The organism is Chryseobacterium mucoviscidosis (assembly GCF_002177115.1).
GTDB lineage: Bacteria > Bacteroidota > Bacteroidia > Flavobacteriales > Weeksellaceae > Chryseobacterium > Chryseobacterium mucoviscidosis.
This window is the reverse complement of the sequence record NZ_MVAG01000128.1, coordinates 438,472-454,027: the sequence shown is the minus strand read 5'-3', so window position 1 is coordinate 454,027 and position 15,556 is coordinate 438,472. Positions and strand designations below refer to the sequence as shown.

The window sequence follows — 15,556 nt, the reverse complement described above, 5'->3', positions numbered from 1 at the left end:
AACATTGTTAAAAATTTAAAGGCTTCTTTAAAATGCAGCTATGCTATTAAAAACACAAAACCCACCGCTTTGCGGTGGGCTATTTATTGTTGCTCACGGATTATAAATCCGCGAGATCAGGGTTACAAATCCGCGAGATCAGGGTTCTATTTTTATTTTACTATTTCTCCACCTAATTTAAATTTTATATTAAAAACATTATCTCGGATATTAATAGTTTTTTTTATCTCCTTATCAGTACCTAAACTTTTCAATACTTCTTCTCCTTTTTCTGCATAGGAAAAATATTCATCCGCATAAAAATAAAGAGGTATTAGATTACCTTTTAAAAAAGCAGATCTATTGCTATATTCAATCCAAATATTCTTTGGAGAATCAGAGGAAAACTGATTTAAATACACTACGTAAGTATCTGTACTCTCTTTATCTAAGACCAGATAAAAATTGTTATTATGCTTTTTTTGAAGCTCTTTAATAAGAATATCGTTAACAGATTCAGGCAAAAAATATATTATATCTGAACTCTTCTTTTGTGCATAACAATTCAATATAACAAAATTTAATAGTAATAATAAAATCTTTCTCATTATGGATTTTTTTGTCTTTCAATAAAATGATTTAATGATTCCTGCCCAATATTATTTGTGGTGGTGGTTCCTACATTATTGGTTTGAGTACCGTTTGGCATAACTCTATGTACTGCATTCCCATTTGCATTCACCCCAGTATAAGAATCAACAGCATATACTGGTATTTGAAACCTATTAGAAGTGTTTCTATCTGGAGTAGATGTACCCGGTACATTCAATTTATTTGCTTCTTGCGTTAAATTATGAGTATGAACTTGAGCTGTAGGCAACAAATTAGTACCATCGAATGTTCGTCTAACCAAATTCCCTGAAGTATCAGTACGATCTGCCATAGTTATTGTTGTGTTGCCATCTGTACCAGATGGTCCTCTAACGGATGTAACTTGCGCTGTTGGAACATCTCCTCTTGTAACTTCAATACCAACCCAAACTTGTCTTTCTCTTGTTTGATCAGCAATAGTCTCATTATTAGCATTATTAATATTGGAATTTATTTGAGTACTATTAACTGTAACTATTGAGCTACTTGCTTGTAAAGCTCGAGTAGCCTCTGCTGATGTGGAACCGCCTCTCTCTGACGTGATATTATTCCATTCATTTCTATATATAACGCGAACGTTCCTAGTTATAGCCCCATCACTCCCTAAATATCTTCCCGTTGAAGCATCAATATAATCATCAGGCGGAACTGCCATTCTACCATCGGGATCAATAAAACGTATTGGATTATTATAAGCATAATTATATGAACTCCATCTTCTTGAAGTTTCCGCGAGCGGATCTACGACACCCCAACGTCCAATATCCGGCATATAGAATCTTGCCTCATAATCATACATTCCACTTTCCTGTAACTCCTTCCCATTGTATTTATAATTATACAAACTATTTACTCCAAAAATCGCCTTCTCTTCCCTTAGAATATTCATTCCGAAAGGATAATAATCATTCTGGTCTGTAATTTCAGCCAAAGCATTGGTTCCTTTTTTATAACTTACCCTTACGTTTCCTAAATGATCTTTATACTGGTAAATATACATTTTTTTTTCGTAATCATAAAATCCTTCTGCGGTCGGGAAAAAGCTCAGTACAGGAACCGGATGCTCTGTGGTTGCATTATCTATAAAAGCCTCCTGTTCATAAGCAAATTCCATAGGATCCAACTCATTAGGTTCACTTCCTACCGTACTGAGATACTGGAAGCCATCCAGATAATCTGTAATAGTGGTATATACCGAACCATCCTGCTTTTGAAAGTTGAGGGTCTTTCTAAGCTTGGCTCCATCTGTACGGTAAAGGTGAATCATTTTCTTCTTAGTTCCTTCTATTTTAAAAGCATTAGGAAGATTCAGGTAGTTATACCCGATCTGGTCGATCTGCTTATCAGGCATGGTTTTTATATTCCCATTTTCATCATATTCTATGTCGCCTCCACCACCTTCATATCCTGTAGGATTATTACTGTAATCCTTTATCTGAGTAACCCGATTCCCTAAATATTTGTAATCCAGATCATCAATCTGCTCTGCGGTATTGCTGTAAAGATTCTTCGAATTCCTTTTAAGAGTCTTTATATTCCCATTTAGATCATAACTTACCTGTTCATTATTCCAGTTATTCTGAGGAACTACAACATCGGGATTTAAAAAGGTTCCCTTGATAAGACGGTTCAAACCATCATACTTATAAGCATATCTTTTCAGAATCTGGTTGGAAGCTATTTTCCAGTTCACTTCTGAGATATTCCCGTTATATCTTTTGGGTGAAGGTTCTTCATCGGTAGGATTCTGATAACGGATATTGTATCCAAAGAGCTTTCCATTAAGGTTTAAAGGATCATTAATCCCTGTCATCCATCCTCGGATATTGTAGGTATAATCAATACTCTGAAGATTGTTTCCTACTTTTTTACTCGTCAGCTGTCCTTTTTCGTTATAGCTGTTTTCTGCCAGCAGCTCTTCTGTATTATTGTCTGCCTGATGGTAATGTTTAAGGAGCATATTCTGGGCATTGTACACAAACCTTTCCTTTACCTGAACTTCCGCTGTATTCGTATCTCTTTTATGATAGGTATTGGTTTTCTGTGGAATCCCTGCAAAATCCAGAAGGGTTTCCGTTTTGGTATATCCTCCAAGATGGTTAACAGAGTGCGTTCCGATGGCTCTTCCTTTAATGTCATACCAGGTATAATTCTGCGTCCAGCCATCGTTCTCCACATTCTTTACGTAAGAAGCCGTGGGAAGGCTTTTGGTACTGATATTAGAGGACAGGGCATCCTGCGTAAGAACATTCTGTCCCAAAACCTGCGTCGGAACTGTAGGGGTTCCCGAAGGATAGGTATCATAATAATTGACCGACAGAATATTCACAATATTGGTAGGATAGGCAGTATTGCTATAATACAGTTGCATATTGCTGTATACCAGAGGGGAAGTACTCTTGTTTTCGGTGATAGCCGCATTGGAAGTTGTAGAATTTACGTCCTGCTGCACTGTATTCCTGTCACCTCCTGTGGTGATGCCGGTATAAAGAACTCTTCCGAACTTATCGTATTTTATGAAAACCCATAGGTTGGCTCCCCAATTGATCGCTCCGTTTTTCATATTGGTGTCCTGAGTCATGATCACACGGTCTGCCTTATCATACACCATATATTCCCATGCTTTGCCGGGAAGCTTTTTTTCTACCAGACGGTTTCTACCATCATATTTGTACTGGTAGCAGAGGTTATTCAGGGTAACATCATCCACAGCCCCTGAAACGGAAGCCAGTGGCGGAATCACATACGCAAGCTGGTTGTATTCATTGTACACATAATACGTATCCACGCTTTGTGTTCCGTTCATTTTTCGAACCAGCACAACCTGTCCTTCTCCGTTTTTAAACTCTATGGTGATGTTTCCGTCTTCATCGGTTACCGTATTTTTATACAGCTGTGCTGCTGCATAATTACTGCTTTGGCTTAAAACGGAACTTGTAGCTCCGTTTACCCATGTGGTTACCGTAGTGTATTTTTTAACAGCATCGGCGGTGGTATTGGCATCATACCCGAACTGAACGGGTTTATCATTCCATGCGTTACCTACCTGCTTCTGTGCAAGAATACGATCTAAAGGAGAGTTTTCCAATATCTTTTCAGAATAGATTTTCTCAGCACCATATAGAGCAGGCTGGGTAGCGTTGCTCAAAGGAGAAGTATAGATTGCTCCGTTCTGGGTTCCCTGCTGGGGAACAGGAAGGTAATCCTTCACCTGTCTTCCGAAGCCGTCATATTCGATATGTTGCACCACGTCTTTTCCACTCGGGGAGGCTTTTACATTGATCACCTGCTTTGGTCTTCCCAGACCATCAAAATACTGGACGGTTTCAGTCTGTTTTGCTGTAGCACTGCTTGTGGTAACAGCTTCCAGGTAGGTCTTGCTGTAGACATAGTTTTCTGCGGAACTTGACTGATTCTGGCTGTAAGCCAGTCCTGATAAAAAGAGTGTTCCTATGGGGATTAATATTTTTTTCATCGTGCGTTAGTTTTTGTAATTGTACTTAAATTCTTTCAGGATATTTCCTGTCTGATTATTCTCCCTGATCTCTTTCAGCCTGTTGGCAGAATCGTAGAGATACACTTCCCTGATGCCTGACGGAGGCGTGATGCTTCTTACCCCGATTAAAGGATCATACGTATAAGTCGTTACCTGATACCCAGCCATAGAAGGATCTTTTCTGAAGGTATCCAAAAGCGAGAGAAAAGCAGACTCATCATTGCCCGGCGCTGCCAAAGCATCTGTATTGGAAGCATTTACGATGCCGTCGATAAGAGACTGCTGGATATCGGAGAGTTTAGCTCCGGTAATCTTGGCAATAGGCTGCGTCTGGTTATAGCCCCAGATGATTGTTGTTGAAATGCCGTCCTTGGTAGTGTATTGCTGTATGTTTCCTTTGATGTCGTATTTGTCGTAGGTAACATCCGTTGTTGGGGTATTGTTTTGAAGGTCATAAGATCTTACAGAGATTGGAAGCACGAGATTTCCTGCCTGCGGCGTAGGAAGGGAAGTAGGGTACACCGTTTCTGTTTTCCCCAGCGTTTTGGTAACACCGCCAACGGTTTGCGTAACCGTTGTTTCCAAAGGAATGCCGATCATATTACGTGAAATCATCAATCCGTTATTCACACTTGGATCTCCAGCATATTTATAAGTATTAGAGATAAAAATATTATCTGTTGAAATATTATTTTCCTTGGTCCGGTTTAAGTGGTTGTTACTATCATAATAATATTCTGTTGTTGTGGTTACAGGAGTATTATTAAAAATATCTGTTACAATCTTCTTTTTAAGGTTTGAAGAATTAAAGTACTTTTTATATCCTTGTACCCACTCTCCGCTCAAATGCTGGATCGAAACATAATTGTTGTTATCCAATGTCGTGTTGGGATTGAATTCCGATAAGTCATTATAATATTCAAATTCTTCTGTTTTTAGAGGACTGCTGCTATTGTTATAAGCAAAATATGATATTTTTTTAGGTAACCCCCTTAAAATGGAATAGTCAACACCATACAGGTTTTTAAAATTCTTATACAGGTTTTCCGGTTGTATTACTGTGTTGGAATTAAAATAATTCCTGATATTACCAGCATCCGGTTGTATAACATCAGTATTGGTTGCATAATTAGTATATTCATGTTTAATATATCCTTTGTTTTTTAGGATTTCAAATACCGTAGAGTAACCGACATTATAATTATCAAGGGAATTAGACTGAACATTTGAGCTGCTTTTTATCATCAGCTTGCTTAAGCTTCCTGGTGATGAAAATTCAAAATAATACAGGTATCTCGGCCAGTTCATCAGTATGCCGGATGATGTTGTTTCATTAAGCTCATTTACATATTTATATTCCGTTTCCTCCTGTAAAGCACCAGTTTCTGTATAATCATATTTTTTATAAATTCTTGCTCCTCCTGCAATTCCCGCATTATTAGTAAGGGTTGGCAAAAAACTGCTTCCCGAATTTCGCTCTATACGTTTGTCATAGCTTTGGGGTTCGTATTCAAATACCGTATATCCTTTTGTAGGAAATACAATTTTACTAAGCAAGGCTACATCCGTTTTTGAAGTATTCGCATCTCTAAATGTGTTATTGAGAGTATAATCACCTGTCACATGATTATAGGTATCCAGCGGAGCCAGCGAAATATTGGAGTCGTTCCCATTCCAGTAACCCCAATGATCAAGACCTTTAGTATAATAATTCGGAAGATTTGCTATTTTGTAGTAATCGAAAGAATAAGTTTTATCGGAATTTAATTCCTTTATTTGTTTTAAGAAAGGTCTTTGTTGGGGAATACCATAATGTTCGTAGGTAAGAATGTTTTTTTGAATCAGCAAATCTTTGTTATACAATTCAATATTGTCTATCACATATTCATTAAAATAAATATTGGCATTGCTGACATGCTTGATTGGATATCCGACATCCGTATAATTTATCTTTATTTTATAATCATTATACTGTATTTCTTCCAGTAATGATTTTTTAATTAATGTATATGTTTCATGATTGGTAGATGTACCGCCTATCATATTTGTGCAGCTTCCCCACATATTGCTGGGACAATTGACCCAGGAATCTGCTCTTGACCCGTCCACCAGATAATTTTCCAAACTTAAAAGCTTAGCATTCTCTAACAGGCTGGCTTGTCCTGCATGCATTTTGCAGAAAATGGTTTCAGAAAATGTACTTTGAGCATATTTGTATTCTATAATATTACCGTCTGCAAATTCAACTTTTGCCAAGTTAAACGTATTGATAGAGGAGAAACCACTATATCCGAGTGTAGACATTCCAGAAGCGACTTTTTCATATGATATTTCATATCTGGACATATCTCCTCCAAAATAATACTTATTCCCCTTACCATCTTTTATAATAATGGTAGATACAGGTGGCCTGCATTGACCAAGGGCTTTATAGGAAGGCAGACCGCTTATATCTACAGTGATATTAGGATCATTGGATTCAACTTTTGGAACTCCATTATTACCTATCATAAATTTACCTCTTAGCTCAAGCATACTGAAATAAAATTCATCTGGTTCGCCTTCATAGCCGTTTGCATTGGGCCCAAGTTTCCAGTTGTTTGCGGAAGCGCTTCCAGCTCCACTGTATAAATCATAAACCTCCCCGCTGGTATAGGGAGCAAGCCTGACTCCTGTTAAAAAGCCATGTAATTCCAAGCCTGATCCGAAAGGACTGCTTCCTGAGGAAGTAGGCTGTCCACTGTACTCGTCGGGAATACCGTTTATCTTGCGTGTAATTTTTCCACCGGCAATTAGTGACCAGTTAACACCTGCTAAATCAGATTTTTTATGGGGTTGAAAACCAGAGGAATCATATGACAACAATACGTCAATTTTTCCATTTGAAGTCCGAATATCAACAATAGGAATTTTTAAATCTATTGCTCCGGTATACAGGTTAACAGGTATTTTACCATATTTTTCAAAAGCATTCGATTGAGGACTTTTAATCTGAATGTTATCCTGAGGATATCCTTGTGCTTTGGATAAGGTAAATGTCGATAATAGACCGAGTATTAAATAAGTTTTCATCATAGTATTTATTTTTTAATCAATTTGGCATTCGCCGTTTTGTCATTGGTTTTCACCACCACCAGATACGCCCCCTGAATCAAAGGCTGGGTATTGATCTTGGTGATCTTATTTTTTGTTTTTACCGTTTCAAGCTTTCTTCCGCCCATATCATACACTGCAATTTCAGCTTCAAACGCTCCTTCTCTCAAGCCCTCAAATCCAAGCTCCACATACACATAATCAGTTACCGGGTTCGGATAGATCTTAATATCCTGCTTTTCGATCAGCTGGTCAACCTGTTTGTCACCCAGCTTTACGATCTTCCAGTTTTCTTTTCCCAATTCCTCTGCGCTGGTTCCTGCGAGTACAATGGATCCGTCACGGTTCAGCTTAATATCAGATAACCGTTCCTCTTTTTTTCGGGATTCTCCTTTCACGTGCTTTCTCCACTGCTCGTTTCCGTTCTGGTCGAGATACAGCATCCAGAAAGTCTCATCATCATTTTCAATCCTGCCTTCCGCCTGCGTATAACCGCCTAAAAGAATCCCTTTGGACTTCCCACTTCCATCTTCCTGCTTCCCGGCAATGACACTCATTCCCATCAGAACATCCCGATTCTTGAAGTTGTAAGATTTCTGCCAGAGTTCTTCGCCCCGATCATTAAGAGAGAGGAGCCATAAATCGGTTCCGTCTTCAATACCGACGGATTTGTTTCCCGATCTTTCCGATCTGGATTCCCCTCCGATCAGATAGCCTGTTGAAGTCAGTGCCAGTGTTCTTACATGATCGTCGCCTTTTCCTCCGAAATTCTTTTCCCACTCGATCTTATTTTCTTTCGAAATTTTGACCACTACAAAATCACCCTCGCCATAGTTCTCTGTTTTTTTTGAACCGCCCACGTTACTTTTTGAATAGATCCCTAATAAAGCACCTTCATCTTTAGTGGGAATCATTTTTTCCACTTCGTCTACCCCTTTGCCTCCAAATACCAATTGGGATAATTCCTTCCCGTTTTTATCCAGCCGTACCACCAGAACATCTTTGGAACCGTAGCCTTTCGGTGAGTTCTGCACATTGCCGGCTACAAAGAATCCCATATCCGTGGTCTGAATTACCGCCTTAGCTTCTTCATCCGCAGCACTGCCTATGGTTTTCTGCCATAATTCATCGCCAAATTCAGAAATTCTGATAAGCCAAAAATCCGATCCGCCTTTGGAATCCTCCTTTTTATCTAGCCCTTTTCCTGAATAGCTGGAACCTGCTAGAAGAAACCCTCCTTCCTGAGTGTTGACAGTTGCCGACAAAAAGTCATGGTTTTTCCCTGAGAAATATTTTTCCCAGACCTCTTCGCCCTGCTGGTTGAGTTTTACCAGATGGAAATCATAGCCGTTGTTTTGTAAGGTTCCTGAGCCTGTCGGAGGATGGATGCTGCTTCCGGTAATTAAATACTGCTGATCGATGGTCGTAGTGACCTGTGATAGAAAGTCCTGCGTAGAAGACCGGATGTCTTTCTGCCAGACCACTTCTTGAGCAGAAGAAAAACCACCCAAGAGTACGCATAGTAGAAATGTACCTACATAATTTTTTTTCATTGTAAATATCAAATTTTAAGTTACTAATATATTTTTAATTGTGAGTTGTTTGCAATCCGTAAAAACCCCATATTTTGAGTATGGATTTAGCCAAATTATTCTAGCTTGATCGATTGTTTATTTCCATTTTGCTTGTTTTAAATATTATTTTTTTGTTCCTGGCAGCAAAGATAAATTCGCAGAACGACAGAAGGTGTCGTATTTTATTGAAATGTATTTCAACTGCAAAAAAATCTTTAGGTGTAATAATAAAGAAAGGCGCAGAGTTGAAGCCAATCAGTAACAGAGGCACTCGGATGCCCTACAACCAGATATGACTTACAACCCGCGCCATATAGATGCACGGGCGTAAGCCTATCATTTTCAGGTTGTATAGAAGATTCCGAGTTTTCTGTTACCTTAATGATAGAAACTTACGCTTGTTTCGTTAAAATTATACTTCAAATGTAAGTAATATTTCTTAAAATGAAATCACCGTATTTTTACGGTATTTTGGATTTTAAGTTTAGCCAAAGCAATAAAAAGTCAAAATATTATTTAAAATTTATATTTGTGATAGTAATATTACTTAATTTAAAAATCATAATTTATTAAGATAAATTTTCTTGCTTTACAATTCATATAAAGTTCTCAACATAAAATCTATAAATATTATCACTATTAATTTTCTTACTCATAATCAGTATAGTATTATAAGAGTAGGTTGATTGCTTTTTGTCATTCTGTGGGCTATGTTCAGAACTCTACATATATGCTATTTAATTACTTCTTATGAGGATGTATTGACTTTTTAATATAGCTAATTTCGCAGGATCTTTTAATAAAAAGATCTATTTTTTATTTTTCAAATGCTTTCTAATTTTTTATATGTTTTTGTATATTTAATTTATGAAAATTAATCCCAATAGCTCAATAAGAAGTGGCTATTCCTATGAAGATTTATTTATTTTAAAATTATGCGTGGACTGGTTACATAATCCAGATAAGTATATTGAAATAAAAATTCAGTTTACACCTGAAAATTTGGATATTAAAGGTTTTGCGCTTGATGATGTTACTGCTAAGCGAAATGATGGAATAACAGAATATTATCAAATTAAATATATTCAAAATCCTGATACGGATTTTTGGGATTTAAATAAACTGTTGAGTAAGGGGCTTTCCAAATGGATAAAATCATTTTCCGCACTAAAAGAAAGTGAACGATTTTGTTCTTTAATTACAAATGGTCAACTAGATGAAACGCTTTGTGTTTTTTTTTCTGACGATCATTTTAATTTTGAAAAATTCAAAAAAAATAATAGTGATTTTATTCAAACTTTGAAAATTGAGGCATTTTCAGAATTAGCATTGAAGTCTTTTTTTGATAATTTTGAATTTAAGTTTAATCAACCTAGCAAAGTATCTTTTGAGGAAGAACTGCGTCAAGTCTTATATAAAGATCTAAAAGTTACAAAGGCTGGTGTTGATAGTTTATTGATATATATTGCGCAACAAGGCTCTGAGAAAAAACCTCAAATAATTACTCTAAAAGAGATAAGATCTAGATTATCGTGGGATAATCCCAGACCATTAAATCAAAACTTTGTTGTTCCCTTTGATTTTCAATTTTTTGATAAAGTAGTACATCAAGATATTATTGATGAATTGCAAACTTTGAAGGGCGGAATAAAAGTATTCATAGGTAAGCCAGGTTCAGGAAAAAGCACATATCTTTCTAAACTATACAGTATTTTGCAAAAAAAAGGATGTCTTGTTTTTCGGCATCACTATCATCTAAATCCTAAAGATTCATCTTTTTATGAGAGATTAAACTCAGAAAGAGTTATAGAAGGACTTAAAGCTGAGTTCAAAAAGCAGAAAAACTCAATAATAGAATCATTGGGAGAGCAAAATACATCTCATATCCAATTAAAAGAATTCATTGATCAAATTTCAAATTATAGTAACAATTCCGGTGTTCCGTTTGTACTAATCATTGATGGTCTTGACCACGTAATTAGAGAAGGTAATAGCCAAAGGCAGCTTATTGACTTTCTTAATGAAGTATTATTTCCACAAAAAGGATTTTGGCTAATATTTGGAACACAAGAAGTGGCAACAGATTGTTTCCCGAATGCTATTCATCAATACGCTCCAAAAAATGAATGGATTGAAATTAAAGGATTAAATCGTCAAAGCATCAAGTCAATAGTTAACAAATCTTTTCCTAAACAGGAAGAATCCTATGGAAGTTATTATGAGAATATTATTTCAAAAATTCAAAAATTAACAGATGGAAATCCTCTTCATTTAAGATATATTCTTAGAGAAATTAAGCACCGAAAAATGCATTTATCTTCATATGATTTAGATAATATTTCCCCTTATGATGGTGAAATTGAGAAATATTATGAAGCACTCTGGAGAAGGCTTCCAAAAATTTCTAAAACCATATCTTTTGCTCTTACAACACTTGATTTTAAGTTACAGGAAGAGCAATTGTATTCATTAGTATCAAATTTAGATATAAAACCTCATAAAATAGATGAAAGTTTTACGCAAATTCGTCATCTTTTTAGATTTGACTTAAGAGGTATATCAGTATTTCATAATAGTTTTTTAGTATTTATCCTCAAACAACCCGAATTAAGAATGCAGCAAATTAGTTTATATCGGGAGCTTGAAAAGTGGTTGAAAGAAGATAATCAGAAAGATCTTTGTTGGTCTGAACTTCCTAAAATTCAGTATTATTTAGGAAAACCTGAACTTTTATTATCAATTAATAATGAATGGATTACCGATCATTATTTAAAAAGGAAAAGCGAAAATATCATTGAAAATACTCTTTATATTGCATCTAAAGCTTCATTTGAGCTTAAATACTTAGATAAAGTTATTTATTTCTCAACTGTTTTAAATATTTTTAGAAATAGAGAGTACAATTTAGGAGAGACATTGGCGACTATGTGGATGATATCATTCCGAATGACAACCGAGTTTCCACTTGCATTTCCTGATTTTTCAGAATTGACCGGCTATCAAGTTAAAGAAATATTAATCGAACTATTCAGAAAAGGTAAGATTTCAGAAATACCCGATGATGCTATCAATCGTATTAATGACTTATTTCAAACCAATGATGAAGATTCAAATGATCTGGCGAAGTACTGGGTAGAAGTTCTATGTTATGCCGATCCTGATGTTAATAGAGTTTTTAATTTTATCAAACAATTCAGAAAAAATAATAATTCATCATTTTTATTTGGATATTATATCAAAGTACTTCTAGAGATAAATTCTTCGGAACAAAAAATAAATAAAATAACATCTCTAAAGATTAATATCCCAGAAAAGAAGGAAATTGCCAAAAGTCTGATTTTTGATGATTTATTAAAAAGAACACCCAAATATAAAGAATTAATTTTCAAACTTTTAAAAGGAAATGAGATATTAAGAAATTTATATTGTAAATTATTTAATTTTGAATATGACTCAAATTTGGAGATTTTGCCGTTCGAATCATTTCCAAAAGAAGTAAGATATTTTTCGTATGAAGTATATCCAATTTCTAAAAAATTTGAACAAAATCTTATTTCTTCATTTCTAAATGAGAAAGTGAATTATATTTCAAGTATTAGTACGGATAAAAATGAAGAGTGGTTAATCCAATTCTACAATGCTGTTGTAAAAATAGGAGAGATCATTAGAATGCATTATGATTCTAAAAATTATCTAAGTATTAAATCATCACTTTTGCCGTTAATTGAACTTCCAGAATTGAGTTTTTCTGAAAATCGAGATATTTATGATTATGAAAGGGAAACAATACCCAAAATAATTAATATTTCACTTTGGCTTACAAATACTGTTAATCGGTTTGGCGGAGTGCAATATGAACTTAACTACGACGATTTAGAATTTTTAACTGATTGGAAGGCTTACAATCGTAAATCTTTAAACGAAGTAATTAATTCCAAAATGATTTTCATTGAAAAAAATGATTTTAATTTCTTCATTCAAAATGAATCAAAAGGTATTTTAGAAAAAACTGTTCCTTTCAATGAAAAAGCACAAAGGCTATGTGAATTGGCAATTTTTGCATTAAATAATAGTGATACTGTCAATGCAAATATTCTAATTAAAGAAGCCGCAAAAAATATATTGGCATATGGAAATCATAAAGATATGCTTCTGTATCAAATTCTAGAAAGTATTGAAATTTGTGTAAAATCTGGCTCAAAATTAGGCTCAAAGTTTATCAAACAAATTTTCCCATATGTTTTTAATATTGAAGAACTGACAGACGGAGATGAAACTAGGCATTTTATGGGGAAATTATGTGGGTTACTAATAATAGTTGATCCTCAACTATTATACAATCAATATTTCCATTACATCGAAAAGCGTGAATATTATGATATCGAGAACAGCTTTGGTGATGTATTATATACTTTAGATTATAAAGATCCTATAGCAAAAGCAATAGCAGGAACGGCTATTGACCCGCATTATGAAACTCTTGTTAAAGTGTCGAAAGAAAAGACAGATGTTATTCCCGTTTTGTCTGAGTTACAAAGAAGGTTTAATTATGATTTATCAACGGAAGTAAAGAAAGATACGAAAAAGAAGGAAAAAGCCACAAAAATTGGTGCAGTTCTCCCTAATAAGATCAAAGAATATATAGAAAATGAAATAGGCTACAAAATTAGATTTGTCGATTATAACATTTCAGGTCTTTTACAGGATTGGTTTCAGTCACGATTGAGCAAAAATTTAAGTGTTGAAGAAAGTATAATTGAAATAAAGAAAATAATCAACGGAGATTATTCAAAAGTTTCGTCAGAATTGCTAGATGAAGTTTATCCCTTTGCGTATGAATATGATAAAGAGTTTGCATATGAGTGTATTTCATGGGCACATTCTAATGGTGGAGGGTGGTCTGTGTTTTCTCGAAATATAGAAGAATCGCAGATTCGATGGAAAAAAATTAAGGTTGATTTTCCTGACAGGGTTAACGACTTCTATTTTAAAACTGTATCAAACGTTGGGCTTCGTTACGGAGCAGATAAAGATTATGTAGTACCAATTCCAAATTCTAATCAATTCTTTGTTGATATAGATAATTTACCAGAAGCTGAAAGAATCACCCAATATTATTTAGATATTCTTCCCCAAATTTTTCCTAACGTAGAATTAATATTACCTGATTACTTTATTACACCGACAGAAATCACAACCTTTGATATTTTACTATCCAGATTTACATGGATAAGCCCAATTGTTAGAGGATTAGCTGGAGAGCAAATCGCAAATCTTTTGATATTAGATGAGACTGGAGAATATCATCAGATTTTTTTTAATTATTTATTTGAGGAAGAATTGGAGAGTAGAGTCTGTGAAGGATTGTTAGTTTTGATAAAATCACTTGCAAAGTCAAACTCCCAAACATACACACTTCTCACCCAATCCGTCTTAGATAATTTATTATCTATAAGGTGTATGGCTACAGATTTATTGTTGATGAAAATATCAAGTAAGCTAAATTTAAGTTTAAGATTTTCTGGAGAAATGATTACAGCCATAAGTTCTGGAAAAACAATCTTAACAGAAGAAAAATTTAAAAAACTGATTGGACGAAACTTACCTTTGAAATATTTGGATGATATTGATTTTCTTCAATCAAAAGCCACATATCAATTTAAAATATGGAAAGTATGGTGTAATATGTACGAAGATGAATGTGAAATCAGAGGCATAAATTATAATAGAAATACTGATGAAGATTTTAAGAATTCCCAATACAATTATATGAAAGGTAGATCTACAGTATTTGCTGATATTCTGAAATCTACTTTTTTTAGATTGATTGATGCTGTTTATCAATTTGATTTAATCAAGGTTAATGATATTTTGAGACTTACGATAATGAATTTACCAGTTGACTATTCATTATGGAATATAGATGTTACTGACAAGCCGAACTGGTTACAGAAATTTTCAACAGATACATTATTAAATATTGAAAATGCGGGAGAAAAATATGAAAAGCTATTTGAAGGTGACAAAGAGTTCATACCAGTTTATTTTAATTATACTTTTCCAGTAAAAAATAATTCTAATGAACGAAAATCAAATTTTTATAATATTACAACAACTTTGTTTGGTTGTAATGAAAAGTTTATTGACACATATAGTGAAGAAGAAATTCAAGATAAACTTTTCGATGCCGGAATGTGGTATAATCCCACACTTATTCCATTTCAATATGGTTTATTGGATTGTCAGTTAGAATTTCTTGAACCCAAACTAACATCCTCAGAATTAGTTCCTCTAATTTCTCCATTAGCAAGACAAACTAATAATATGTGGAATTACTTTAGAATGAAAGAAAATATTTTTCTTCTATCAAAAACTCTATCGCAAGAATCGCATTTTGACATTTCCTCAAATCAAATTATTTATAAAAAAGATAATGATATTGTCGCTTTTTTTGGTGATTTTCTCGAAGATTTTAAAGATACTACACCTTTTGGTGAGCCAATGGGGTATGGCACTTATCTAATGATAAAGAAATCATTTTTGAAAGAGTTCATAACTAAAGACAAAAAATACAAAATTGGTATTTTAGCAAAGTATACCTCTATTAAGAAGAATAGTCTAGGGCGAGAAGATCGCTATGAAGAGAAAGAAAGGTTTGAAAAATTATTATTAGATATAAAAAAAAAATAAATTTAAATTACGAGAAAAGGTTGTTATAGTATTTTAATTTTGTACATCTTTTGTACATCTTTATCTATATAAA

General features: G+C 34.3%; 5 protein-coding genes. 1 reads left to right on the top strand and 4 read right to left on the bottom strand.

What is annotated here, in order from left to right; genetic code table 11:
• Positions 1 to 152: 152 nt before the first annotated feature.
• From B0E34_RS16630 to B0E34_RS16615, 4 genes are read right to left on the bottom strand one after another with little or no spacing between them, the layout of a single operon-like run.
• Positions 153 to 587 (bottom strand): hypothetical protein, encoded by a 435-nt coding sequence (locus tag B0E34_RS16630; protein WP_087711279.1) that lies wholly within the window; start codon positions 585 to 587, stop codon positions 153 to 155.
• A complete protein-coding gene (locus B0E34_RS16625) occupies positions 587 to 4,105 on the bottom strand; it encodes a DUF6443 domain-containing protein (RefSeq protein ID WP_087711277.1) in 3,519 nt (1,172 codons plus the stop codon). The genes B0E34_RS16630 and B0E34_RS16625 overlap by 1 nt, the downstream gene beginning before the upstream one ends.
• 6 nt (positions 4,106 to 4,111) lie before the next feature.
• Positions 4,112 to 7,201 carry an RHS repeat domain-containing protein gene (locus B0E34_RS16620; RefSeq protein WP_087711275.1) on the bottom strand — a complete coding sequence of 1,030 codons (3,090 nt, stop codon included), beginning with the start codon at positions 7,199 to 7,201 and terminating at the stop codon, positions 4,112 to 4,114.
• Between the two features lie 5 nt (positions 7,202 to 7,206).
• A complete protein-coding gene (locus B0E34_RS16615) occupies positions 7,207 to 8,772 on the bottom strand; it encodes a T9SS type A sorting domain-containing protein (RefSeq protein WP_087711273.1) in 1,566 nt (521 codons plus the stop codon).
• Positions 8,773 to 9,660: 888 nt separating this feature from the next.
• Here B0E34_RS16615 and B0E34_RS16610 point away from each other — a divergent pair.
• The gene (locus tag B0E34_RS16610) at positions 9,661 to 15,483 is read left to right on the top strand and encodes an ATP-binding protein (protein ID WP_087711271.1); all 5,823 of its coding nucleotides are present in this window, start codon (positions 9,661 to 9,663) and stop codon (positions 15,481 to 15,483) included.
• Positions 15,484 to 15,556: the final 73 nt, after the last annotated feature.